We start from the raw sequence: 23,817 nt of genomic DNA, 5'->3' as shown, positions 1-23,817 counted from the left end.
GCACATTTCGCCCCGTCACCTACGTCATTTCGCGTATACGCTTTCGCAGTGCAGCACCGGATAGTCCCTTAAGCAACAGTTAATCGCCGTTTCAGGCCTGTTGTCGGAACAAGAAGAGGGGATCAACCAGATGAATCTGCGATCATATGTTTCCGGTGCCGTGCTCGGCGCCGTCATGTCGGCCACGGCCGCATTCCATGGAGCCGTTGCGGCTGACGACACCATCAAGGTCGGCGTCCTGCATTCGCTGTCCGGCACGATGGCGATCTCCGAAACGACGCTGAAAGACGCCATGCTGATGCTCATCGACGAGCAGAACAAGAAGGGCGGTCTTCTCGGCAAGAAGCTCGAGGCCGTCGTCGTCGACCCGGCTTCCGACTGGCCACTGTTTGCCGAAAAGGCACGCGAGCTGATCGAAAAGGACAAGGTCGCCGCCGTCTTCGGTTGCTGGACGTCCTCGTCGCGCAAGTCGGTCCTGCCGGTTTTCGAAGAGCTCAACTCTATCCTGTTCTACCCGGTTCAGTATGAAGGCGAAGAGTCCTCGCGCAACATCTTCTACACGGGTGCCGCTCCGAACCAGCAGGCGATCCCGGCTGTCGACTACCTGATGGAAAAGGAAGGCGTTAAGCGCTTCGTTCTCGAAGGCACCGACTACGTCTATCCGCGCACGACCAACAAAATCCTGGAAGCTTATCTCATCTCGAAGGGCATTCCGAAGGAAGACATCATCGTCAACTACACGCCGTTCGGCTTCTCCGACTGGCAGACGGAAGTCTCCAAGATCAAGGAATTCGGTGGCGCGGGCAAGAAGACCGCCGTCGTCTCCACCATCAACGGTGACGCCAACGTTCCGTTCTACAAGGAACTCGGCAACCAGGGCGTCAAGGCAACCGACATTCCTGTCGTCGCCTTCTCGGTCGGCGAAGAAGAGCTTGCCGGTCTCGACACCAAGCCGCTCGTCGGCCACCTCGCTGCCTGGAACTACTTCGAGTCGGTCGAAAGCCCGGCGAACAAGAAGTTCATCAAGGAATGGCATGCCTACACCAAAAACGACAAGCGCGTGACCAACGACCCGATGGAAGCTGCCTATATCGGCTTCAACGCATGGGTTAAGGCGGTCCAGGCTGCCGGCACGACCGACACGGACAAGGTTCTCGACACGATCATCGGCACCACGGTTCCGAACCTGTCGGGCGGCTACGCCACCGTCATGCCGAACCACCACATCACCAAGCCGGTGCTGATCGGTGAAATCCAGGCGAACGGCCAGTTCGAAATCGTCCAGCAGACCCCTGCTGTCGTCGGCGACGAATGGTCGGACTTCCTGCCGGACTCCAAGGACCTGATCTCCGATTGGCGCAAGCCCATGAACTGCGGCAACTTCAACGTTGCCACGGGCAAGTGCGGCGGCAAGGGCTCCTGAGTGCTGACCACCCCGTCACTCTAAAGCCTGAAAACAGCTTCCGTCCGGCCCTCCTGTCCGGGCGGAAGTTCTCTCCCCGAAGCGCGGCCTTCATGCTTCGGACGGCGGACGGTCCCAATTGGCGGACCGAACCCACGGAATGTTTATTTTCTCTTTGCGATTGCGCCGGAAGGCCAACGATAACCGAGGCAGAAAGCCGATGTATCGCGCCATCAAGATTTTGCTTTTGACCTTGTGCCTGGCCCTGCCGGCATTCGCCACGGCGCTGAAGGCGCAGGAAGACATCCACGCGCTGGTCGACGCGCTCGGCGTCGGCGATTTCCCGGAGCGCGAGGTCGCCATCAAGGCGCTGGTCGCATCCGGCGATGCCCATGTCAGCCAGATCCTGCAGCAGCTCAGCGACGGCCAGCTTTACGTGAATTCGGAAAGCGGTGGCCCGGTTCTGCTCCAGGGCGGCACGGAGGACGAGCCGACTTTTTCCGATCCGATCAGCGGCGAAGCCGTCGCCGATATTGATGCGGACTATATGTCCAAGGTCAGGATCAACAATTCGCTGCGCGGCGTCATCGCTTCGGCGATGAGCCAGCTGACGCTGCTCTCTCCTGATCGTGGCGCCCGCCTTGCGGCTGCGCAGGGGCTGTTGCGCGATGCCGATCCCGCCAATCTCGAACTGCTGAACTCCGCCCTTGCCGCCGAGAAGGACGGCGAGGTCAAGGAGACGATGGAAGCCGCCCGCGCCGTGATGGTGCTGAAGAGCGATGTCGGCGCCGAGGACAAGAAGGCCGCGATCGACACGATCGCCGCCCGTGGCGGCCGCAACGCGCTCACCATCCTAACGACGGCCATGGCGACTGCGCCTGACGAACTCAAGGGCGAGATCCAGACGCATATCAACACGATCAACCGCAGCCTGGCGCTCTGGGACGTGGTGCAGAACGTCTGGTACGGCCTGTCGCTCGGCTCGGTACTGCTGCTTGCGGCCATCGGCCTTGCGATCACCTTCGGCGTCATGGGCGTCATCAACATGGCGCATGGCGAGATGGTGATGATCGGCGCCTACACGACCTATGTCGTGCAGCAGTATATCGCCTCGACATTCCCCGGCCTCGAAGTCTATTCGCTAGCCTTTGCCGTACCCGCCGCCTTCCTCTTCACCGGCTTCGTCGGCCTCGTCATCGAACGCACCGTGATCCGCTATCTCTACGGGCGTCCGCTGGAAACGCTGCTCGCCACCTGGGGCGTCTCGCTCATCCTGCAGCAGGCGGTGCGCTCGATCTTCGGGCCGACCAACCGCGAAGTCCGTAATCCAAGCTGGATGTCGGGCGCGTTCGAACTCGGCGGTCTGTCGATCACCTGGAACCGCCTGTGGATCATCGTCTTTTCGATGGCGGTGTTCGTGACGCTGCTGATGCTCCTCAAGCGTTCCGCCTTCGGCCTGCAGATGCGCGCCGTCACGCAGAACCGCCGGATGGCGTCGTCGATGGGTATCCGGACCGGATGGGTCGATGCCTTCACCTTCGCGCTCGGTTCCGGCATCGCCGGCATGGCGGGCGTGGCGCTCAGCCAGATCGACAACGTCTCGCCCAATCTCGGCCAGAGCTACATCATCGACAGCTTCATGGTCGTGGTGTTCGGCGGCGTCGGCAATCTGTGGGGCACGCTGGTGGGCGCGCTGTCGCTCGGCGTCGTCAACAAGTTCCTCGAGCCCTTCGCCGGCGCCGTGCTCGGCAAGATCCTGGTGCTCGTCCTCATCATTCTCTTCATCCAGAAGCGGCCGCGTGGGCTCTTCGCACTCAAAGGAAGGGCGGTGGAAGCATGATTACGGCCTTCCTTCTCCGGTCTCTCGATCGCAAGATCATCGTCGCGCTCATCATCCTGCTGGCGCTCGCCGTGCTGGTGCCTGTCCTGAACCTGATGACGCCGGCATCAAGCCCGCTGCATATACCCACCTACATCATGTCGCTGTTCGGCAAGTATCTGACCTATGCGCTTCTGGCGCTGGCGCTCGATCTCGTCTGGGGCTTCTGCGGCATTCTCTCGCTCGGCCACGGCGCCTTCTTCGCGCTCGGCGGCTATGCGATGGGCATGTATCTGATGCGCCAGATCGGCACGCGCGGCAGCTACGGCGACCCCATCCTGCCCGATTTCATGGTGTTCCTGAACTACAAGGAACTGCCGTGGTTCTGGCATGGGTTCAACCATTTCTGGTTCGCGGCGCTGATGGTGCTTGTCGTGCCCGGATTGCTCGCCTTCGTCTTCGGCTGGTTCGCCTTCCGCTCGCGCGTCAACGGCGTCTATCTCTCGATCATCACGCAGGCGATGACCTATGCGCTGCTGCTCGCCTTCTTCCGCAACGACATGGGCTTCGGCGGCAATAACGGCCTGACCGATTTCAAGGATATCATCGGCTACAACATCCAGGCCGACGGCACGCGCGCGGCGCTCTTCTCGGCCACCGCGATCCTGCTGGCGCTGTCGCTGCTCATCGCGTCGGCCATCGTGCGCTCGAAGTTCGGCAAGGTGTTGGTCGGCGTGCGCGACGCGGAAAGCCGCACGCGCTTCCTCGGCTACCGCGTCGAACACTTCAAGCTCTTCACCTTCGTCGTCTCGGCGATGATGGCAGGGATCGCCGGTGCGCTCTACGTGCCGCAGGTGGGCATCATCAACCCGGGCGAATTCGCGCCGGCCAACTCGATCGAAGTCGTCATCTGGACGGCGGTGGGCGGGCGTTCGACGCTGATTGGGCCGATCATCGGCGCCATCATGGTCAATGGCGGCAAGACGATCTTTACCGGCCTCTTCCCAGAATTCTGGCTCTTTGCGCTTGGCGGGTTGTTCGTGGCGGTGACGCTGTTCCTGCCCAAGGGCATCGTCGGCACGATCGGCCAGTATATCGGCAAGCGCAAGCCATCCTCCAGCGACACGCCGCCCGCCAAGCGCGAAGACGGTGTCGATGCAGAAATCCAGCCCGCGGAGTGAGCGCCATGATCCCTGACGTCAAACCCAACAGCGTTCTCTATCTCGACAACGTCTCCGTCTCCTTCGATGGCTTCAAGGCGCTGAATTCGCTGTCGATCGTCATCGAGCCGGGCGAACTGCGCGCCATCATCGGCCCGAACGGCGCCGGCAAGACGACGATGATGGACATCATCACCGGCAAGACCCGGCCGGATACCGGCCAGGTCTTCTTCAACGGCCAGACCGACCTCACCAAGCTCGACGAAGCCGACATCGCCCAGCTCGGCATCGGCCGCAAGTTTCAGAAGCCGACGGTGTTCGAGAGCCATACGGTCTGGGACAATATCGAACTGGCGCTGAACCGCCGGCGCGGCGTGTTCTCGACGCTGTTCTATCGGCTGTCGAGCGAGGACCGGTCGCGTATCGATGAGATCCTCGCGACCGTTCGCCTGACGCATCGCCGCGACGATCTCGCCGCCAATCTCAGCCATGGGCAGAAGCAGTGGCTGGAGATCGGCATGCTGCTCGCGCAGGAGCCAAAACTGTTGCTGGTCGACGAGCCGGTGGCCGGGATGACGGATGCGGAGACGGCGGAGACGGCGATCCTGCTCAAGGAGATCGCCAAGACGCGGTCGGTGGTCGTCGTTGAGCACGACATGGGCTTTATCCGCGACCTTGGGGTGAAAGTGACGTGTCTCGCTGAAGGCTCGGTGCTGGCCGAGGGGTCGATCGATTTTGTGAGTTCCGATCCGAAGGTGATCGAGAATTATCTGGGGCGGTGATGAGCGTTGTGCGCATGATACCCCCCTCTGCCCTGCCGGGCATCTCCCCCACAAGGGGGGAGATTGGCTGGGCTTACCCGCTCGCTTTAACCTTCATTGTCTGGCGAGGGGCTTGCAACGAGTCGATCTCCCCACCTGTGGGGGAGATGCCCGGCAGGGCAGAGGGGGGCGCCACAACTGCAAGCCATCATAGGGGAAAACCATGCTGACCGTCGAAAACGCAAACCTCCACTATGGCGCGGCGCAGGCGCTGCGCGGCATCTCGCTGAAGGCGGAGATGGGCAAGATCACCTGCGTGCTCGGCCGCAACGGTGTCGGCAAGAGCTCGCTGTTGCGCGCCGTCACCGGCCAGCATCCGCTGTCTTCAGGGACGGTGACCTTCAACGACACAAAACTCAACGGCCTTGCGCCCTATGCGCGCGCCAAGCAGGGCATCGGCTATGTGCCGCAGGGGCGCGAGATCTTTCCGTTGCTGACGGTGAAGGAAAATCTCGAGACCGGCTTCGCCCCGCTTACCCGCCGCGACAAGAACATTCCCGACGATATCTTCAGCCTGTTTCCCGTGCTGCAGACCATGCTTGGGCGGCGCGGTGGCGACCTCTCGGGCGGGCAGCAGCAGCAGTTGGCGATCGGCCGGGCGATGGTGACGCGGCCAAAGATCCTCGTGCTCGATGAGCCGACCGAGGGCATCCAGCCGTCGATCATCAAGGATATCGGCCGGGCCATCCGCTATCTGCGTGATAGTACTGGCATGGCGATCCTGCTGGTCGAGCAGTATCTCGATTTCTGCCGGGAGCTTGCCGATTACGTCTACATCATGGATCGCGGCGAGATCGTGCATGAAGGCCTGGCGGAAACACTGGATACACCCGAGGCGCGCCGGCACCTGACCGTCTGATCGGCATTCGCCGCTTTTAAAGGCACTCGACGATATCCGCGTGGCTGGCTGGCGCCGGGATTGCAGTGTCCTTCGCGCGGCACGGAAATTGCTTGCTTTCAATCAGTTACAGGATTGAATGAGAACGGCCGGGCAAACCGGCGGCATGAAAAGGGCATGGAATGACGAACGCCGCGGCAGCCACCAGACCGCAAAGGGCCGAAGGCCGCGGGCATCTGGCCGCGAAGTCGCTGGGCGGTCGCACGCGCATCCGCGAGCTCTATCAGGAGGGCGCCGCGAAGATCCGGCTGCCCGATACTTTCGATGCGTCGATGGAAGCCGTCATCATCAATACGGCTGGTGGTCTCACCGGTGGCGACCGCATGGACTGGAGCGTCGTGGCCGGTCCCGGCACGCGCATCGACGTGACCACGCAGGCCTGTGAGAAAATCTACAAGGCTTCCGCCGGCACCGCCGAGATCACCACGAAAATCAATGTCGGCGCCAATGCGCGCGTCGACTGGCTGCCGCAGGAAACCATTCTCTTCGATCGCTCCTCGCTCTATCGACGGCTCGACGTCGATCTCGAAGAGGGCGCGGAGTTTCTGGCGGTCGAGGCGGTGCTGCTCGGGCGCAAGGCGATGGGCGAGGCGGTTGTCTCGGGGCTGTTTCGCGATCGCTGGCGTATCCGCAGGGAAGGTCGGCTCTGCCATGCCGAGGATCTGAGGCTCGCGGGCGAAGTCCAGGCGCTGACACGGGAGCCGGCGGTGCTGTCAGGCCAGGTCGCCTTCGCGACGCTGCTCTATGTCGGGCCGCAGGCGGAAGGCTATCTCAATGCGGTCAGGCCGTTGCTCGACGGTCATATGGGCGGCGCCAGCTGCTGGGCGGGCAAGCTGGTCGTTCGGCTCGCGGCGTCGGACGGCTTCGCACTTCGAAAAATCCTGATCCCGATCATTTCAGCCTTGCGCAATGGCGCGCCTGTGCCGAAAGTCTGGAATCTCTAGTTCAAGCAGATGGATGCACGATGAACCTCACACCGAGAGAAAAAGACAAGCTGTTGATTTCGATGGCGGCGATGGGCGCGCGGCGGCGGCTGGAGCGGGGCGTCAAGCTCAACTATCCCGAGGCGATCGCGCTCATCACCGACTACGTCGTCGAAGGCGCGCGTGACGGCCGGCCGGTGGCCGAGTTGATGGAAGCCGGCGCCCATGTCATCGGCCGCGACCAGGTTATGGACGGCATCGCCGAGATGATCCACGACGTGCAGGTGGAAGCGACGTTTCCTGACGGAACGAAGCTGGTGACCGTTCACGAACCGATCCGCTGAGGCCATCATGCTCGAGCTTCGACCCAATTGCGAATGCTGCGACAAGGACCTGCCGCCCGAAAGCCTGACGGCCATGATGTGCAGCTTCGAGTGCACCTATTGCGCTGATTGCGCCGACAACGTGCTTTCAGGCGTCTGCCCGAATTGCGGCGGCGAACTGGTGCGCCGGCCGGTGCGCCCGGCGGCCAAGCTCATCAACAACCCGGCATCGACGAAACGCGTGCTGAAGGCCGAGGGCTGCGCGCCCGTGAAGGCTGCGTGAGGAGAAAATCATGATCCCAGGCGAAATCATTGCCGCACCAGGCGAAATCGAACTCAATGCCGGCGCGCCGACCGTGACCATCGAGGTATCGAACACCGGCGACCGTCCGGTGCAGGTCGGCAGCCACTATCACTTCGGCGAGACCAATGCCGGGCTCTCCTTCGATCGCGAGAAGGCGCATGGCATGCGGCTCGATATTCCGGCCGGCACCGCGGTACGCTTCGAGCCGGGGCAGACGCGCTCGGTCACGTTGATCCCGTTATCCGGCAAGCGCGAGGTCTACGGCTTCCGCCAGCTGGTGATGGGCAAGCTGTGATCATGTCTCGGGAGGAGATGATGCGTTTCTTGATGCCTATGGGTTTCGGGCTGCTGGCGCTGATTGGTGCCGGTGGCGCCGGCGCCGAGGAGATCGACTGCAAGAGCCCGACGACGCAGACCGACATGACGCTCTGCGAGCGGGCGCGGCAGGACGAGGCCGACAAGGCGCTCAACGTTCAATACAAGAAGACCCGCGCCGTCATGGTCGCCATCGACAAGGATCAGGATGACGACATGAAGGGGGCGGAGAAAGCTCTGGTCACTGCCCAGCGCGCGTGGATTACCTACCGTGATGCGCAATGCGAAGCTGAGGGCTTTCAGGCGCGTGGCGGCACGACGGAGCCGATGCTGGTTGCCGGCTGCATCGCCAACGTGACCGATGCCAGGACCAAGGAGCTGAAGACGCTCGAAGACGCGATGAGCAACTGAGGTGACAGAGAGCATCATGATCGTCGGCAATGGTGAGATCGGTGCGGAAGGGGCGGCGGCAGTTGCCGCGGCAGGCTTCGTCATCCGGTTCAACGAATGCCGATCCTATGAGGCGAGCCCCGGCCGCACGGATGTCGTCGCCGTCTGCAATACCGGCCGTCCCGCCAAGGCGATGCTGTCGTCCGAAGCGTGGCGCGCGCATCCCGCCGTGGTCGAAGCTGCCGAGATCTGGAGCGTGCGCGATCCGGAAAAATTCGCGGCGCTGAAAGGCCCGCTGGCCGTCTCGCATCCAGAGCTCGACGATTTCTGCGACGACTATACGAGTGAATTCAACGCCTTCTGCAAGGACGCTGGCAAGACGCATGTGGTCGTTGACAAAGTGATTCATGATGGCGTCGACCAGGCGCTGGCCGCATTTGACCCCGCGCCTTACGTCGTGCCGAGCAGCGGCATGATCGTGATCGCCGAGGTCATGAACCGATTTCCCGATGCCCCGATCGCGCTTGTCGGCTTCGGCCATCAAGGCTGGGAGTGGCATCCCTTTGCCGCCGAAAGGCAGCTCGTCGACGCTTACGTCGCCGCCGGCCGCGTCACGCGGTTTTATCCGTCCGCATCCCGTTCGTCCTCCCAAGGAGCCTGACCCATGCCCTACAAGATTTCCCGCGCCGCCTATGCCGGCATGTTCGGCCCGACCACCGGCGACAAGGTGCGGCTTGCCGATACCGAACTCTTCATTGAGATCGAGAAGGATTTCACCACCTATGGCGAAGAGGTGAAGTTCGGCGGCGGCAAGGTCATCCGCGACGGCATGGGGCAGAGCCAGGCAACGCGGGCGCAGGGCGCGGTCGATACCGTCATCACCAATGTCGTGATCATCGACCATACCGGCATCGTCAAGGCCGATATCGGGCTGAAGAACGGCCGCATCCACGCGATCGGCAAGGCCGGCAATCCGGATACGCAGCCTGGTGTCAACATCATCGTCGGCCCGTCGACGGAGGCGATCGCCGGCGAAGGCAAGATCATCACGGCCGGCGGCATGGACGCGCATATCCATTACATCTGCCCGCAGCAGATCGAGGAAGCGCTGATGTCCGGCATCACCTGCATGCTCGGCGGCGGCTCTGGCCCGGCGCATGGCACGCTCGCCACCACCTGCACCGGCGCCTGGCATATCGAGCGGATGATCGAGAGCTTCGACGGCTTCCCGATGAACCTGGCGCTCGCGGGCAAGGGCAACGCCTCGCTGCCGGCCGCACTCGAGGAGATGGTGCTGGCCGGCGCGTCGTCGCTGAAGCTGCACGAGGACTGGGGCACGACGCCGGCTGCGATCGATTGCTGCCTTTCGGTTGCCGACGAATACGATATCCAGGTGATGATCCACACCGACACGCTGAACGAAAGCGGCTTCGTCGAGGATACGATCGGGGCGCTCAAGGGCCGCACCATCCACGCCTTCCACACGGAAGGCGCAGGCGGCGGCCACGCGCCCGATATCATCAAGATCTGCGGCCAGTCGAACGTCATTCCGTCGTCCACCAACCCGACGCGGCCCTATACGGTCAACACTGTCGCCGAGCATCTCGATATGCTGATGGTCTGCCACCACCTGTCGCCGTCGATCCCCGAGGATATCGCGTTTGCCGAAAGCCGCATCCGCAAGGAAACGATCGCGGCCGAAGACATCCTGCACGATATCGGCGCCTTCTCGATCATCTCGTCCGACAGCCAGGCCATGGGCCGCGTCGGCGAAGTGGCGATCCGCACCTGGCAGACGGCCGATAAGATGAAGCGCCAGCGCGGTCCGCTGAAGGAAGAGACGGGCGACAACGACAACTTCCGCGTCCGTCGCTATATCGCCAAGTACACGATCAACCCGGCGATTGCTCAAGGGGTTAGCCACGAGATCGGCTCGATCGAAGTTGGCAAGCGCGCCGACCTCGTGCTCTGGAACCCGGCTTTCTTTGGCGTGAAGCCGGAGATGGTGCTGCTCGCCGGCTCGATCGCGGCGGCCCCGATGGGCGATCCGAACGCCTCGATCCCGACGCCGCAGCCGATGCACTATCGCCCGATGTTCGCCGCCTACGGCAAGCTGCGCACCAATTCATCGGTCACCTTCGTTTCGCAGGCTTCGCTCGACGCCGGTCTGAAGGGCCGCCTCGGCGTCGCCAAGGACCTTGTCGCCATCAAGAACACGCGCGGCGGCATCTCCAAGGCGTCGATGATCCACAACAGCCTGACGCCGCATATCGAAGTCGATCCGGAGACCTACGAGGTACGCGCCGACGGCGAGCTTCTGACCTGCGAACCGGCGACCTCGCTGCCGATGGCGCAGCGCTATTTCATGTATTGATGACCTTTAATGGCCGGCGCCCCGGTGCCGGCCAACTTCTGACTACACGTTTAGCAATGCATTCTTAAAGTTGCATCACGATTGTGCCCTGTTCCACCATGGGGCGTTGCGTCCGAAATGGGACGCTGCGACCGGCGAAATCCTGAAAACTGTGATTTATCAATTTCTTAGAAGTGCGGCCTCGCGGCTATTTCCATGGCCATTTTCGTCGCGTTTCGATCCATTGTGCAGCGCACGAACAATTTACAAAACTCGTTAAAATCTTAGCGATTCCCTTAAGACCCCGGCAGCGGTTCGTGTCTCATCAATAGACTTGGGCGAGGGCAAAAAGGTCGATTCGGATGCATATTTTACTCGAGGCGGAGCTCGGCGATTTCAGGAATCGCCTGACGATTTACACCTATGCGCTGAAGATGAGTTTCGCCGCGGTGATGCTCTCGTCGCTTGGTATTGCGGTGCTGTTGTTGCCGCTCGATTGGGCCGGTGTGCTGCCCGTCTCGCTGGAGCATGCCGTGATCTATGGCGTGGCGCTATCCTGGGTGATCGGCGGGATCGTATCGGGAGCGCTGGCCCTGGTCGCGGGCTATGCCATGCATCAGCTCAGCGTCTCGCGCGCCGAGTTCGAGCAGCTGAGCCGTACCGACATGCTGTCCGGCCTCCTGAACCGACGGGCATTTACCGAGGCGCTCGATGATGTCGACGAGCCTGCCTGTCTGGCGATCTTCGATGTGGACCGCTTCAAGGCTGTCAACGATCGCTACGGGCATGCCTGCGGAGATGCTGTTATCGTCGCTGTCGCCGCGGAGCTGTCGGCGGCATTCAGCGCGGACTCGACCGTCGCGCGGCTCGGCGGCGAGGAGTTCGGGGTTGTCGTCATTGCTCCCTTGAAAGAGGAGCGGGTGGCGCAGATCCGGGCCGCCTGCAACCGGCTTGCCGAACGGACGATCGCGCTCGATGGCTGCAGCTTCAATGTCACCATGTCGGCCGGCATCGCGGAGCTCTTCGATGGGCGAAGCAGGCAGGCGGCCTATACCGCCGCCGACAAGGCGCTCTATCTGGCGAAGACGCTTGGCCGCAATCGCGTGGTCCACGAGGATGAGGGCCTGCAGCGCCGCATGCGGCTCAGCCAGGATGAAACCAACGTCGACGGCAGGTCGTCCGCCATTCACTAGACTAAAGCGTTGCAACGACACGCGTATAGTGCGCAATACGGCGTTTTGACCCTTGCGCGGTTCCAGCCGATTTTGCATGCTCCTCGCCTGAACCGGAATGGACACATCATGCAGTATATCACCTCCTATCTGCCGGCCGGCACGCCGTCTTCCCACCCCACGCACAAGGTCGTGCTGCCGCATGATCTGAGGCATCTCCGGCGCAAGCTGCTGCATCTCGACAATGGCGAGATGGTCATGCTCGACCTCAAGGAACCGGTGCTGTTTGCCAATGGCGACATGCTGGTTCTCGGCGATGGCGAGCTGGTGGAGATCGTTGCGGCCGACGAGAAGCTGTTCGAGATCAAGGCCCGCGATCGCCTGCATCTGATCGAGCTCGCCTGGCATCTGGGCAACCGGCATCTGGGCGCGCAGATCGAGGAAGAGCGTATTCTGATCTTGCGCGACCATGTCATTCGCGCCATGCTTGAGGGGCTGGGCGCGACGGTGTCAGATGTCACCGAGCCGTTCCAGCCGGCTCGTGGTGCCTATCATTCCCATGGCAGCCATTCGCATGGACATGATCACGGGCATGGCCACGGCCATGGGCATGGCCACGGCCAAAATCATTCGCACGACTGAGCCATGACCGAGAACGGTGATCTGCAGGCGCTGCTGCGGTTGATGGCATGGCTCTCGCCGGCCTTTCCCGTGGGCTCGTTCGCCTATTCGGGCGGGTTGGAGCGCGCCGTGCATGACGGGCTCGTGCACGATGCAGTATCGCTTGGCGATTGGCTCGGTGCCATGATGGATCACGGCGCCGTCTGGAACGACGTCGTGCTGCTTGCCGAGAGCAACAGGGTGCATGGCGACACCTCGGCGCTATCCGATGTGGCTGGGCTTGCCGAGGCGTTGGCGGGATCGCGCGAGCGGCATCAGGAAACGATGCTGCTTGGCGACGCTTTCCTGTCTGCCGCCGGCGCATGGCCTGATGAGGTGTTCACACGGTTGCCGAAACATGTGGCTTATCCTGTTGCCGTCGGCGCGGTGTCCGGCGCGCATGGGATCGGCGCCGAGAAGGCGATCGCCGCTTTCTTGCACGCCTATGTCTCGCAGGCCGTTTCCGCCGGTATCCGGCTCGGCGTTGCAGGCCAGAAGAATGGCGTTGCGATCATGGCGGCGCGGGAAGGGGATATCGCGCTGCTTGCGCGGCGGGCGGCGGGCTCGACGCTCGATGCGCTGGGCTCGGCAACGGTGCAGGCCGATATCGTCTCGCTACGGCACGAGACGCAATCGACGCGGCTGTTCCGATCGTGACGACAGCGCTTGTCGCTAACGATCTGCGCTATTTGCCGGTGGCCGCCTTGCGGTTGACGCGCTATGTTTATTCTCGATTGGAGTGCACGATATGAAATCAGGAAATGGACCTCTGCGGGTCGGGATCGGCGGGCCGGTCGGCTCGGGCAAGACGGCGCTGACGGAAAAGCTCTGCAAGGCGATGCGCGACCAATATTCGGTCGCCGTCGTCACCAATGACATCTACACGACCGAGGATGCCGAGGCGCTGATGCGGATGCAGGCGCTGCCGTCGGAGCGCATCGTCGGCGTGGAAACGGGCGGCTGCCCGCACACCGCCATTCGCGAGGATGCGACGATCAACCTGCAGGCCATTGCCGGCCTCAACGAGCGCATTCCCGATCTCGACGTGGTCTTCATCGAATCGGGCGGCGACAATCTGGCCGCGACCTTTTCGCCCGATCTCGCCGATATCACCATCTATGTGATCTCGGTCTGCCAGGGTGAGGAAATCCCGCGCAAGGGCGGGCCCGGGATCACCAAGTCGGACCTTCTCGTCATCAACAAGAAGGATCTCGCGCCTTATGTCGGCGCCGATCTCGACGTGATGGATCGCGACGCGACGCGCATGCGCGCCACACGCCCCTTCGTGTTCTCAGACATGAAACGCGGCGACGGCATCGGCGCCATCGTTGACTTCCTCAAGGTGCATGGCGGCTTGTAATCGCCGGGATCGTCTTCAGGACGTTGAGATTGCTGATCTCGATCGAGCGGCCGCTGACGGTAACGCCGGCGGCGCGCAGCGACGAGAAGGCGCGGGAGAGAGCCTCGGGCGCCAGCCCGAGCTTGCGCGCCAACAGGCTTTTCTGGAAGGGGAGCCGCATCTTCGCCTCCAGACCCTCCGGTTTGCAATGGGTGAGCAGATAGGTCGCGACGCGCTGGGGTGCGGTCTGCATGCGGTCGCTCGCCAGGCAATCGATCGTCGATAGCAGGTGCTGCGAGAGGCTGCGCATGATCGCGATGCCGATATGCGGCCGGTGTTCGACCAGCGCCCGGACCTGTTCGAGATTGAAGCGCGCGAAGATCGAGTGCTCCATGGCCTGGGCGCCATAGCGATAATCGCCGCCGTCCGTGACAAGGCATTCGGCGAAGCTGTCGCCGGGCTCGCAAATGCGGATGTCGCCTTCCTGATTGTCGCCGCCAAGCCGATAGAGCCGGGCGAAGCCCGTCAGCACGCAATAGAAATACTCGCCCCGTTCGCCCTGATGAAACAGCATGTCATGCGTCTGGTAGCGTACGATGGTCGCGCAAGCGAGAAGCGCGTTGCGCTCATCCCGGTTGAGGCCGGAAAAAAGAATGGTTTCGCCAAGCATGGCCTTGTGCACATTGCTCAGTTTCAAGCCCGTCGTCATCTCTTTCTCCACATTCGTCGGTCGCAGGCCGCGCCTGCCATGCGCTTAAACTAGCCGGAATGGTTGCGGTGAAAGTTGATCTGCATCAAGTGGGAGCAAGAAACAAGAAAGCCTGAGGTCGCAGCCATGCGCCACTTGCGGACATTTCATGAAGCCGAAGATCAAAAGCCGGGGCGAACCCCGGCTTTTTCGTGTGATCCGATTATTCCGCCGCGAAGGGCGGCAGGCGGACGACGTTGCCGGCTGATTTGCCCTTCTTGTCGTCGGGCTTCTCGATCGCGGTGACGCGGCCGTCAAGGCTGGTGACGGCGGTTGTGAGTTCCTCGGGCGAGAGCGGCAGCTGCTCTTCGTCCTTCTTGCCGACAAGACGGCCGAACAGCCAGCCGAGCAGGCGGGAGAGGTCGTCCATGATCAGGAAGAAGGAGGGCACGACGACAAGCGACAGAACCGTCGAGACGATAATGCCGCCGATCACGGCGATCGCCATCGGTGAGCGGAACGAGCCGCCTTCGCCGACGCCGAGCGCCGAGGGAAGCATGCCCGCCGACATGGCGATCGAGGTCATGATGATCGGGCGGGCGCGCTTGCGGCCGGCTTCCACCATGGCTTCGACACGCTCCATCCCGTGCCGCTTCATCTCGATCGCGAAATCGACGAGCAGGATGGCGTTCTTGGTGACGATACCCATCAGCATCAGGATGCCGATTAGAACCGGCATGGAGAGCGCGTTCTGGGTGACGATCAGCGCCAGTGCCACGCCGCCGATCGCAAGCGGCAGCGAAAACAGGATGGTGAAGGGCTGGATCACATCCTTGAAGAGCAGGATCAGCACGACCAGAACCAGCATCAGGCCCATCAGCATGGCATTGCCGAAACTCTGAACCATTTCGCCCTGAACCTTGGCGTCACCGCTTTCGGCCAGATGCACGCTCTTCGGCAGCTCGGTTTCGGAGACGATGCGCTTGAACTCGGCGGTCGAGGTATCGAGCGCGGTGCCGAAGGGCACGTCGGAGCCGATGGCGACGACGCGGTTGCGGTTGTTGCGCTTGATCGAACTCGGACCTTCTGAATAGTCGACATCGGCGACGCTGTAGAGCGGTACGCTGGCGCCGCTCGCCGTCTTGATCTTGATCGCGCGGATGGCGGCCAGATCGCGGCGGACATCGAGCGATGCCTGCACGCGGATCGGGATCTGCCGGTCGTCGAGCGAGATCTTGGCGAGGTTGGCGTCGATATCGCCGATGGTGGCGACGCGGATCGTCTCGGAGATCTGCTGCGGCGTGATGCCGAGACGTGAGGCTTCGGCCATGCGCGGGCGGATCTGCAGTTCCGGACGGGGCAGGGCGCCTTCGGAGGAGACGTTGGCCAGGATCGGCGACGCGCGCAGCTTCGATTCCAGCAGGCTGACGGCCTCGTTCAGATCGTCCTCGTTGGAGGAGAGGAAGTTGAAGGTGAGGTCGCGCTCGGCACGATCGTTGACCTTGGAGATGCGCACGTCAGGGATACCGCGCACGGCGGCGAAGATATCCTTCTCGACATCCCACTGCGGACGCGTGCGGCCGTGTTCTTCCATCTTCGGGATCAGGTTGCCGATAACAGGCAGCCCGCCGAGACCCTTGTTGACGAGGGTCTTCAGCAGCGAGTGATCGATATTGCCGAGGATGACGCGCACGGTTGCGCGGCGAAGCTCCAGATCGCCCTTGGGCGACGCACCGCCGAGAACGAAGACGCTTTCCACGCCGTTGATCCCGCGCACGGCGTCGTAGACCTTGGTCGATGCGGCGGCCGTGTCTTCGAGCGTGGCGTTCGGCGGGAGTTCGACGGAGAGCACGACGCGCGAGGAATCGTCCGGCGGCATGAAGCTGCCCGGTACGCGGCTGAGCAACATCATCGAGCCGATCAGGAAGGCGATGGCGCAGAGCAGCGTGGTGTAGCGCCAGTACCATTTGCGCGTGGTGCCGGTGACCAGACGCGTATAGCCGCGCATGATCGTGCCGTCATTGTCGTGATGGTCTTCCATGCCGTCTTCGGCGCGCATCAGATAGGCAGCCATCAAGGGCGTGATGAGGCGCGCCACGACGAGCGAGAAGAAGACCGAGAAGGCGACCGTCAGGCCGAACTGGATGAAATACTGCCCGGCGATGCCTGGCATGAACGACACCGGCACGAAGACGGCGATGATGGTGAAGCTGGTGGCGATAACGGCGAGGCCGATTTCGTCAGCCGCTTCCAGCGCTGCCTTGTAGGGCGTTTTGCCCATCTTGATATGGCGGGCGATGTTCTCGATCTCGACGATCGCGTCGTCGACGAGAATACCGGTCGCCAGCGTCAGCGCCAGGAAGCTCACGAGGTTCAGCGAGAACCCCATGATATCCATGATCCAGAAGGTCGGAATGGCAGACAAGGGGAGCGCCACGGCGGCGATCAGCGTGGCGCGCCAGTTGCGCAGGAACAGGAAGACGACGATGACGGCGAGGATCGAGCCTTCGATCAGTGTGTGAAGGGCTGCCTCGTAGTTGCCATAGGTGAAGTAGACGCTGTCATCCACCATCTCGATCTTGACGTTCGGATTGGCCTTGCGGATCTCCGTCAGGCTTTCCGAAACGGTTTCGGCGACCGAGACCTCGCTGGCGCCCTTCGCACGGAACACGGCGAAGGTGACCGACGGGGTGCCGTTGAAGCGCGAGAAGGACTTCTGCTCCTCGTATGTGTCGTCGATCGTGCCGAGCTCGGAGAGCTTGACGAAGCGGCCGTTGGGCAGACTGATCGTGGTGGTGTTGAGCTGCGAGACGTCGCGCGTGTCGCCGAGCGTGCGGATCGTCTGCTCGTTGCCGGCAACCTGGCCGCGGCCGGAGCCGAGGTTGACGTTGGTGCCGCGCAGCTGCTGGTTCACGTCGGCGGCGGTGATGCCATAGGCGTCGAGCTTGCCGGGATCGAGCGAGACACGCACTTCGCGGTCGGCGCCGCCGTAGCGGTCGATACGGCCGATGCCGGGCTGGCCCTGAAGGGCGCGCTTGACGGTGTCGTCGACGAACCAGGAGAGTTCCTCGAGTGTCATGTTGGGAGAGGAGACGGCAAAAGTCTGGATCGCCTGTCCTTCGACATCGACCTTGGTGACGATCGGTTCCTCGATGCCGGCGGGAAGGTCACTGCGGATCTTGTCGACCGCATCCTTGGTGTCCTGAACGGCTTCGGCGGTCGGCTTCTCGATGCGGAAGACAACAACCGTCTGCGACTGGCCGTCGGTGACCGTCGACTGGATCTCATCGATGCCGCTGATCGAAGCGACCGCGTCCTCGATCTCCTTCGTCACCTGCATTTCGAGTTCGGCCGGTGAGGCGCCGCTCTGCGTGACGGTGATGGAAACGACGGGAACGTCGATATTCGGGAAGCGGGTGATCGGCAGCTTGTAGAAGGCCTGGATGCCCACGAACACCAGCAGCGCGAAGGCGAGCAGCGGCGCAATCGGATTTCGGATCGACCATGCGGAGAAATTCATGGATTGGCCTCGGTCAGTTCGATTGTGCCGATACGGCTTCGGTGACAGGGGTGATCTTGTCGCCATCGCGAACGAAGGCGCCGGCCTTGGCGACGACGGTGTCGCCTTCCTTCAGGCCTTCCGAGATCTCGACGAAGCCACCATCCTGGATACCTGTCGTCACCTTCACCTGCTTGACTACGCCGTCCTCGACCTTGCGGGCGGTGGAGCCGTTACGGCCTGTGGTGACCGCCGACAGGGGAAGGGCGATGTCGTTCTTTTCGGCGACGATGATGTCGGCGCTGGCATACATGCCGGAGCGGGCTGCACTTTCGTCGTCGATATAGATGTGCACGAGGCCGAGGCGTGTGGACTGGTCGACCGTCGGGGAGACGATCCTGACCTTGCCTTCGATCTTCGTACGGTTGCCGGACAGCGTCACGATGGCGCGCTGACCGACCTTGATCTTCTGGATGTCGGTTTCCGACAGCTCGGCAACGAGCTCGATGGCGCTATCCTTGATGACGGTGAACATCGGCTCGCCGGTGCCGGCGGCAATCGCGCCGATGCGGGCGTTCTTGGCCGAAATCACGCCTGACACAGGCGTCTTCACGTCCGTGCGCGCCAGCTTCAGGTCGGCATCGGCGATCTGGCTGTCGATCACCTTCAGGTCGGCGATCGCCACCTCGATTGCCTGTTCCGCCGAGGAGACGCGCGCATTGGCGGTCTCAGCGGTCGCGTCGGCCTGCTCGACCTGGGGGGTCGATACCGTTCCCTTCTTGCCCATCTCGTCGGCGCGCGACTGCTGCAGGCGGGCCTGCTCGGCATTGGCCTTGGCTTCGACCAGCTGGGCGCGGAGCTGGGCGAGACTTGCCTCGCCCTTGGCCTTGGTCGCCATCATCTGCGCCTTCTGCAGTACCAGCGCATCATCGTTCAGCGTCGCAATCGTGCTGTCGGCCGTAACCTTGTCGCCGACATCGACGTTGAGCGCGCGGATGGAGAGACCCTCGACCTGCGGCTGGATATAGACTTCCTCGATCGGGCGGATCGTGCCGGTGCCGATGACGCGATCGACCAGCGCGCGCTTGGCGGCGGTCGTGACGACAATCACGGGCAGGTTCTGCTGTGCCTTTGGCGGCTGTTTTTCCTGCGCGAAAGCGACCGATGCGGCAAAGGCAGCCGCGATCAGGGTGGAGGCGCGTAGAGTTTTAGGCGTCATGCGTACCATGCGTCTTTGTCCAGTCTTTGAAAAAGGTTGGCCAAACTCGCGCCTTGTCCTCAGCTCGCGAAGGCCTTCTCCCGTAAGTGCAAGCTCAGAAATATTCCCGCATCATTGCCGTCTCTTACTCCGTAAGATGACCCTCGTCCGGCAAATCCGACATGTACGTGGTATCGTTTTGCCCCACGCACAAGCCCGGCAGAAAATAATTCCTCGCGGCGCACATTAGTAATCTCGACGGCCGAGATCAATCACCATTCCGTGATGCCGGCATTCGGTTTGTTGATCCGCAATTCCGTCATTCCTATGACGCGCCAGCCGACGCTGATCCGACAACGCCAAGAATTTTTTATGATTTAAATGAGAAACGCGCGGTGCCAGCCCGCGCGTTCCCTGTTCTTAAGGTGATCTGGCAGCCGTTTCTTACTTGGCGGCCGCGTCGGTGATGTCGTGCGTCCAGGCGCCCGTCGGTTCCTTGCTGATGATCTTCTGGTCCAGCAAGGCCTTGGCGGTGCGGTCGTAGAGCGTGGTGTCGAGCTTGCCGGTGCCGTCGCCGATCAGCTTGGCCACTTCGCTCATCATGCGCTTCTGGTGGTTTTCGTCCTGGCCGCCGGCATCGACGACGATCTCGGCTGCATCGTCGGGGTTCTCGACGGCGTACTTCCAGCCCTTCATCGAGGCCTTGACGAACTTGGCCATCTTTTCCTTGAAGGCCGGGTCCTTCAGCTTCTCCTCGTTGGCGTAAAGGCCGTCCTCGAGCAGGTCGTTGCCCATGGCGGTGTAGTTGAAGACCGTCAGTTCCTCAGGCTTGAAGCCGGCATCGATCGCCTGCCAGTATTCGTTATAGGTCATGACGGAGATGCAGTCGGCCTGCTTCTGCAGGAGCGGCTGCACGTCGAAGCTCTGCTTGAGAACAGTCACGCCGTCCTTGCCGCCATCGGTCTTGAGGCCGATCTTGTTCATCCAGGCGAAGAAGGGATATTCGTTGCCGAAGAACCAGACGCCGAGCGTGTGGCCCTTGAAGTCGGCTTCGGTCTTGATCGGGCCGTCCTTGCGGCAGATCAGTTCCATGCCGGACTTCTGGAAAGGCTGGGCGATGTTGACGAGCGGAACGCCCTTTTCGCGGGCAACCAGCGCGCCGCCCATCCAGTCGACGATCACGTCGGCGCCGCCGCCGGCGATCACCTGCTCGGGCGCGATATCAGGACCACCCGGCTTGATGTCGACGTCGAGACCTTCCTCTTCGTAGTAACCCTTCTCCTTGGCGACGTAATAGCCGGCGAACTGCGACTGGGCGACCCACTTCAGCTGAAGCGTCACCTTGTCGGCCGCCATCGCGTGGCTTGCCGCCATCGCCATGGCGCTCGCCATCATTGCAAGAACCAGTTTTTTCATTTTCTTGTTCCCTCTTTCTTTCTCTACGCCCGACCCCAGTGTCGGGAATAAATGACGCCTAGCCACCACGGATAGACGGATGCCAGAACGTCACCGCCCGCTCAGCGAGGGCGACGACGCCATAGAAGATCGAGCCTGCCAGCGCCGCGACGGCGATTTCGGCCCAGACCATGTCGACATTCATGCGGCCGATCTCGGTGGAGATGCGGAAGCCCATGCCGACGATCGGCGTACCGAAGAACTCCGCGACGATGGCACCGATCAGCGCCAGCGTCGAGTTGATCTTCAATGCATTGAAAATGAAAGGCATGGCCGCCGGCAGACGCAGCTTCAGCAGCGTCTGCCAGTAGCTGGAGGCGTAGGTCTGCATCAGGTCGCGCTCCATCGGACCTGATGCGGCAAGGCCGGCGACGGTGTTCACTAGCATCGGGAAGAAGGTCATGATGACGACGACGGCGGCCTTGGACTGCCAGTCGAAGCCGAACCACATGACCATGATCGGGGCGACGCCGATCATCGGCAGCGCCGAGACCATGTTGCCGATCGGCAGCAGGCCACGGCGCAGGAAGGCGACGCGATCGGCGAGGATGGCGACGACGAAGCCGGCGCCGCAACCGATGACATAACCCGCAAGCACCGCCTTGAAGATCGTCTGCCTGACATCATCGCCGAGGATCGGGAGCGATCCGACGATGCGCGCCGCGATTGCGCTCGGCGGCGGCAGGAGCACAAAGGGGATGCCGGCGCCGCGGGTGGCGGTTTCCCAGAGGATGAGGATCCAGGCGCCGAAGATGGCGGGCACCAGCAGCCGCAGGGCGGTATCGTCGGCACGCGAACTGGTCCTGATCTCGACGATCTCGCTGACCGTGCGCCAGGCAAGCAGCCAGCAGGCCGCCATCAGCAGGACGAAGGGCTTCGCCGCGAAGCCTTCGTTGCCATCAAGGCTCGACAGCAGCAGCCAGGCGCCGCCATGCGCGCCGATGAAGAGCACCGTTGCGCGGCTGGTCTTCGATTGCGGCAGCAGGGAGATGAGAGCGGATGCCGCGATCAGGATGAAGGTGATCGCCGTCATGCCTGTCGATGGTGGCTTGCCTGATGCGGCGGAGAACAGCGGCAGCGTTGCCGCGGCCGCAATAGCGAGGAGGAGGGCGACGATTGCCTGCCAGGACTCGTTCTTCATGCCGACCTCCCGCCCATGGCGCGATCGACGATCTTCGCGGCGATGCTGACGACCATGATCAGGAGTGCCGCCAGCAGCGAGCCCGCGATCAGTGCCGCCCAGATATCGATGGTCTGGCTGTAATAAGATCCGGCGAGCAGCTTGGAGCCGATGCCGGCGACGGCACCCGTCGGCAACTCCCCGACGATGGCGCCGACGAGGCTGGCCGCGATCGCTACCTTCATGGAGGTGAAGAGATAGGGCACGGAGGCGGGCACGCGCAGTTTCCAGAAGGTCTGGGCGGGCGAGGAATTATAGGTGCGCATCAGGTCGAGCAGCATGACCTCAGGCGAGCGCAGGCCCTTCACCATGCCGACGGTCACAGGGAAGAAGGAGAGATAGGTCGAGATCAGCGCCTTGGGGATCAGGCCGGTGATGTTGATGGCGCCAAGGACCACGATCACCATCGGTGCGATCGCCAGGATCGGGATGGTCTGCGAGGTGATGATCCACGGCATCAGGCTGCGATCGAGCGCCTTGATGTGGACGATGCCGACGGCGATCAGGATGCCGAGCAGCGTGCCGAGCGTGAAGCCGAGCACAGTGGAGGAGAGGGTGACGCCCGAGTGATAGACGAGGCTGCGGTTGCTGGTGAGCTTGCGCAGGAAGGTGTTCTCGAAGACGTTCTGCGCCACCTGATGCGGGGCGGGCAGGAGGGGCTTCGGCTGCGAGAGGGTTTTTTCGATGAACTCCATCGTTGTCGGGGTCTGGCCGGCGCGGGTGTCCATGTCGCGCTGGAAGGAGGCGTTCATCAGGATCGCCGCGACGTACCAGATGGCGACGAGAGCGGCCAGGATTGATGTGACGGGGATGATTTTGTCTTTGAGGGTGTCTGGGGTCATGCGGCTTGCCTCGCATTGGCGAGGGTGTGCGGTGGGTTACCCCCCTCTGTCCTGCCGGACATCTCCCCCACAAGGGGGGAGATCGACTCGTGGCCTGTTCTCAGCCAAACAATGAGCGTGGAGCGAGCGGATGCCCCCAACCAATCTCCCCCCTTGTGGGGGAGATGCCCGGCAGGGCAGAGGGGGGTAGCCACGAACTGCAAGCCTCTAGTGTTCATAACTATGCCCCGCTCTCAGCCCATCCCGCACGCGGTGAGCGATCTCAAGGAACTCCGGGCTCTCGCGGATATCCAACGGGCGTTCGCGGGGCAGTGGCGAGTCGATGATGTCGGTGACGCGGCCGGGGCGGGGGGACATGACGACGATCTTGGTCGACAGATAGACCGCCTCGGGGATCGAGTGGGTGACGAAGCAGATGGTTTTGTTGGTGCGTGCCCAGAGCTTCAGCAGTTCCTCGTTCAGGTGGTCGCGGACGATTTCGTCCAGCGCGCCGAAAGGCTCGTCCATCAGGAGCAGGTCGGCGTCGAAGGCGAGCGCACGGGCGATCGAGGCGCGCTGCTGCATGCCGCCCGACAGTTGCCAGGGAAACTTCTTCTCGAAGCCGGTGAGGCCGACGAGATCGAGCGCCTCGGCGATGCGCTTCTGCCTCTCATCGGCCGGGTAGTTCATGATCTCCAGCGGCAGCGCGATGTTCTTGTCGATGGTGCGCCAGGGGTAAAGCGCCGGCGCCTGGAAGACGTAGCCGTAGGCGCGGGCCTTGCGGGCTTCCTCAGGCGTCATGCCGTTGACCTTGATATCGCCCGAGGTCTTCTTCTCGAGATCGGCGATGACGCGCAGGAAGGTGGTCTTGCCGCAGCCGGATGGGCCGATGAAGGAGACGAAGTCGCCCTTTCGGACATCGAGGTTGACGTTGCTCAGCGCATGCACCGGCGCGTCATTGGCCTGGTAGGTGAGACACAGATCCTTGGCGGATACGACGGAGGCAGCTTGCGTCAATGCGGATCGATCCTGTTTTCCCCGCGCGGCGGCGGTTTGCGTGATATCATGGGCGGCGGTTTGGGCCGCGCCGGCAAGCT

22 protein-coding genes and 1 pseudogene are annotated in these 23,817 nt (G+C 62.5%); 16 read left to right on the top strand and 7 right to left on the bottom strand.

What is annotated here, in order from left to right; translation table 11 throughout:
• Nucleotides 1-130: 130 nt before the first annotated feature.
• The 16 genes and pseudogenes from urtA to ureG all read left to right on the top strand — a co-directional run bounded on the left by urtA (nt 131) and on the right by ureG (nt 13,900).
• Nucleotides 131-1,423 carry an urea ABC transporter substrate-binding protein gene (gene urtA / locus ACODTZ_RS18010; RefSeq protein WP_037186085.1) on the top strand — a complete coding sequence of 431 codons (1,293 nt, stop codon included), beginning with the start codon at nt 131-133 and terminating at the stop codon, nt 1,421-1,423.
• A 199-nt stretch (nt 1,424-1,622) separates the two neighbouring features.
• Nucleotides 1,623-3,242, top strand: coding sequence for an urea ABC transporter permease subunit UrtB (urtB, locus tag ACODTZ_RS18005; protein WP_112536737.1), 1,620 nt, complete (start codon nt 1,623-1,625; stop codon nt 3,240-3,242).
• Nucleotides 3,239-4,310, top strand: a pseudogene (gene urtC, locus ACODTZ_RS18000) (urea ABC transporter permease subunit UrtC); the annotation flags it as partial. The gene urtB and the pseudogene urtC, both read left to right, overlap by 4 nt.
• Before the next feature lie 97 nt (nt 4,311-4,407).
• Nucleotides 4,408-5,163 carry an urea ABC transporter ATP-binding protein UrtD gene (urtD, locus tag ACODTZ_RS17995; protein ID WP_018897097.1) on the top strand — a complete coding sequence of 252 codons (756 nt, stop codon included), beginning with the start codon at nt 4,408-4,410 and terminating at the stop codon, nt 5,161-5,163.
• A gap of 202 nt (nt 5,164-5,365) precedes the next feature.
• Nucleotides 5,366-6,061 (top strand): urea ABC transporter ATP-binding subunit UrtE, encoded by a 696-nt coding sequence (gene urtE, locus ACODTZ_RS17990; protein ID WP_018897098.1) that lies wholly within the window; start codon nt 5,366-5,368, stop codon nt 6,059-6,061.
• 161 nt (nt 6,062-6,222) lie between these two features.
• Nucleotides 6,223-7,044 (top strand): urease accessory protein UreD, encoded by an 822-nt coding sequence (locus ACODTZ_RS17985; protein WP_489027062.1) that lies wholly within the window; start codon nt 6,223-6,225, stop codon nt 7,042-7,044.
• Nucleotides 7,045-7,064: 20 nt separating this feature from the next.
• Nucleotides 7,065-7,367: an urease subunit gamma gene (locus ACODTZ_RS17980; RefSeq protein ID WP_489027061.1), complete on the top strand. Its 303-nt coding sequence runs from the start codon at nt 7,065-7,067 to the stop codon at nt 7,365-7,367.
• Nucleotides 7,368-7,374: 7 nt separating this feature from the next.
• Entirely contained in the window at nt 7,375-7,629 is a 255-nt protein-coding gene (locus ACODTZ_RS17975; protein WP_489027060.1) for a DUF1272 domain-containing protein, read from the top strand.
• Nucleotides 7,630-7,639: 10 nt separating this feature from the next.
• Nucleotides 7,640-7,945 (top strand): urease subunit beta, encoded by a 306-nt coding sequence (locus tag ACODTZ_RS17970; RefSeq protein ID WP_047514525.1) that lies wholly within the window; start codon nt 7,640-7,642, stop codon nt 7,943-7,945.
• Nucleotides 7,946-7,983: 38 nt separating this feature from the next.
• On the top strand, nt 7,984-8,376 hold the full coding sequence (locus ACODTZ_RS17965; RefSeq protein WP_489027195.1) for a lysozyme inhibitor LprI family protein: 393 nt from the start codon (nt 7,984-7,986) through the stop codon (nt 8,374-8,376).
• Between the two features lie 16 nt (nt 8,377-8,392).
• Nucleotides 8,393-9,016 carry a Urease operon accessory protein gene (locus tag ACODTZ_RS17960; protein WP_489027193.1) on the top strand — a complete coding sequence of 208 codons (624 nt, stop codon included), beginning with the start codon at nt 8,393-8,395 and terminating at the stop codon, nt 9,014-9,016.
• Between the two features lie 3 nt (nt 9,017-9,019).
• A complete protein-coding gene (gene ureC, locus ACODTZ_RS17955; protein ID WP_113523118.1) occupies nt 9,020-10,729 on the top strand; it encodes an urease subunit alpha in 1,710 nt (569 codons plus the stop codon).
• Nucleotides 10,730-11,070: 341 nt separating this feature from the next.
• Nucleotides 11,071-11,901, top strand: coding sequence for a GGDEF domain-containing protein (locus tag ACODTZ_RS17950; protein ID WP_489027059.1), 831 nt, complete (start codon nt 11,071-11,073; stop codon nt 11,899-11,901).
• A gap of 108 nt (nt 11,902-12,009) precedes the next feature.
• Nucleotides 12,010-12,522: an urease accessory protein UreE gene (ureE, locus tag ACODTZ_RS17945; protein ID WP_489027058.1), complete on the top strand. Its 513-nt coding sequence runs from the start codon at nt 12,010-12,012 to the stop codon at nt 12,520-12,522.
• 3 nt (nt 12,523-12,525) lie between these two features.
• A complete protein-coding gene (locus ACODTZ_RS17940; RefSeq protein ID WP_489027057.1) occupies nt 12,526-13,197 on the top strand; it encodes an urease accessory protein UreF in 672 nt (223 codons plus the stop codon).
• Between the two features lie 91 nt (nt 13,198-13,288).
• Nucleotides 13,289-13,900, top strand: coding sequence for an urease accessory protein UreG (ureG, locus tag ACODTZ_RS17935; protein ID WP_018897109.1), 612 nt, complete (start codon nt 13,289-13,291; stop codon nt 13,898-13,900).
• Here the strand turns inward: ureG and ACODTZ_RS17930 are convergent.
• The 7 genes from ACODTZ_RS17930 to ACODTZ_RS17900 all read right to left on the bottom strand — a co-directional run bounded on the left by ACODTZ_RS17930 (nt 13,878) and on the right by ACODTZ_RS17900 (nt 23,737).
• A complete protein-coding gene (locus tag ACODTZ_RS17930) occupies nt 13,878-14,588 on the bottom strand; it encodes a Crp/Fnr family transcriptional regulator (protein ID WP_489027056.1) in 711 nt (236 codons plus the stop codon). The two genes, ureG and ACODTZ_RS17930, sit on opposite strands and share 23 nt — an antisense overlap.
• Nucleotides 14,589-14,790: 202 nt before the next feature.
• The gene (locus ACODTZ_RS17925) at nt 14,791-18,087 is read right to left on the bottom strand and encodes an efflux RND transporter permease subunit (protein WP_489027055.1); all 3,297 of its coding nucleotides are present in this window, start codon (nt 18,085-18,087) and stop codon (nt 14,791-14,793) included.
• Nucleotides 18,088-18,100: 13 nt separating this feature from the next.
• Nucleotides 18,101-19,294 carry an efflux RND transporter periplasmic adaptor subunit gene (locus ACODTZ_RS17920; RefSeq protein ID WP_489027054.1) on the bottom strand — a complete coding sequence of 398 codons (1,194 nt, stop codon included), beginning with the start codon at nt 19,292-19,294 and terminating at the stop codon, nt 18,101-18,103.
• Nucleotides 19,295-19,708: 414 nt separating this feature from the next.
• Complete coding sequence (locus ACODTZ_RS17915; protein ID WP_047514495.1) at nt 19,709-20,680, bottom strand: ABC transporter substrate-binding protein; 972 nt, start codon at nt 20,678-20,680, stop codon at nt 19,709-19,711.
• A gap of 58 nt (nt 20,681-20,738) precedes the next feature.
• Nucleotides 20,739-21,860, bottom strand: a complete 1,122-nt coding sequence (locus ACODTZ_RS17910) for an ABC transporter permease (protein WP_489027053.1) — start codon at nt 21,858-21,860, stop codon at nt 20,739-20,741.
• Entirely contained in the window at nt 21,857-22,741 is an 885-nt protein-coding gene (locus tag ACODTZ_RS17905) for an ABC transporter permease (protein WP_113235300.1), read from the bottom strand. Before ACODTZ_RS17905 ends, ACODTZ_RS17910 begins: the two co-directional genes overlap by 4 nt.
• Before the next feature lie 207 nt (nt 22,742-22,948).
• Nucleotides 22,949-23,737 (bottom strand): ABC transporter ATP-binding protein, encoded by a 789-nt coding sequence (locus ACODTZ_RS17900; RefSeq protein WP_489027052.1) that lies wholly within the window; start codon nt 23,735-23,737, stop codon nt 22,949-22,951.
• Nucleotides 23,738-23,817: the final 80 nt, after the last annotated feature.

The sequence above is a fragment of the Rhizobium sp. FG113 genome, assembly GCF_057809895.1.
This window is presented reverse-complemented; position numbering and strand designations above follow the sequence as displayed.

Coding starts and splice junctions, on each gene's coding strand:
- urtA (WP_037186085.1), top strand. CDS start 131: ATGAATCTGCGATCATATGTTTCCGGTGCCGTGCTCGGCGCCGTCATG.
- urtB (WP_112536737.1), top strand. CDS start 1,623: ATGTATCGCGCCATCAAGATTTTGCTTTTGACCTTGTGCCTGGCCCTG.
- urtD (WP_018897097.1), top strand. CDS start 4,408: ATGATCCCTGACGTCAAACCCAACAGCGTTCTCTATCTCGACAACGTC.
- urtE (WP_018897098.1), top strand. CDS start 5,366: ATGCTGACCGTCGAAAACGCAAACCTCCACTATGGCGCGGCGCAGGCG.
- ACODTZ_RS17985 (WP_489027062.1), top strand. CDS start 6,223: ATGACGAACGCCGCGGCAGCCACCAGACCGCAAAGGGCCGAAGGCCGC.
- ACODTZ_RS17980 (WP_489027061.1), top strand. CDS start 7,065: ATGAACCTCACACCGAGAGAAAAAGACAAGCTGTTGATTTCGATGGCG.
- ACODTZ_RS17975 (WP_489027060.1), top strand. CDS start 7,375: ATGCTCGAGCTTCGACCCAATTGCGAATGCTGCGACAAGGACCTGCCG.
- ACODTZ_RS17970 (WP_047514525.1), top strand. CDS start 7,640: ATGATCCCAGGCGAAATCATTGCCGCACCAGGCGAAATCGAACTCAAT.
- ACODTZ_RS17965 (WP_489027195.1), top strand. CDS start 7,984: ATGGGTTTCGGGCTGCTGGCGCTGATTGGTGCCGGTGGCGCCGGCGCC.
- ACODTZ_RS17960 (WP_489027193.1), top strand. CDS start 8,393: ATGATCGTCGGCAATGGTGAGATCGGTGCGGAAGGGGCGGCGGCAGTT.
- ureC (WP_113523118.1), top strand. CDS start 9,020: ATGCCCTACAAGATTTCCCGCGCCGCCTATGCCGGCATGTTCGGCCCG.
- ACODTZ_RS17950 (WP_489027059.1), top strand. CDS start 11,071: ATGCATATTTTACTCGAGGCGGAGCTCGGCGATTTCAGGAATCGCCTG.
- ureE (WP_489027058.1), top strand. CDS start 12,010: ATGCAGTATATCACCTCCTATCTGCCGGCCGGCACGCCGTCTTCCCAC.
- ACODTZ_RS17940 (WP_489027057.1), top strand. CDS start 12,526: ATGACCGAGAACGGTGATCTGCAGGCGCTGCTGCGGTTGATGGCATGG.
- ureG (WP_018897109.1), top strand. CDS start 13,289: ATGAAATCAGGAAATGGACCTCTGCGGGTCGGGATCGGCGGGCCGGTC.
- ACODTZ_RS17930 (WP_489027056.1), bottom strand. CDS start 14,588: ATGACGACGGGCTTGAAACTGAGCAATGTGCACAAGGCCATGCTTGGC.
- ACODTZ_RS17925 (WP_489027055.1), bottom strand. CDS start 18,087: ATGAATTTCTCCGCATGGTCGATCCGAAATCCGATTGCGCCGCTGCTC.
- ACODTZ_RS17920 (WP_489027054.1), bottom strand. CDS start 19,294: ATGGTACGCATGACGCCTAAAACTCTACGCGCCTCCACCCTGATCGCG.
- ACODTZ_RS17915 (WP_047514495.1), bottom strand. CDS start 20,680: ATGAAAAAACTGGTTCTTGCAATGATGGCGAGCGCCATGGCGATGGCG.
- ACODTZ_RS17910 (WP_489027053.1), bottom strand. CDS start 21,860: ATGAAGAACGAGTCCTGGCAGGCAATCGTCGCCCTCCTCCTCGCTATT.
- ACODTZ_RS17905 (WP_113235300.1), bottom strand. CDS start 22,741: ATGACCCCAGACACCCTCAAAGACAAAATCATCCCCGTCACATCAATC.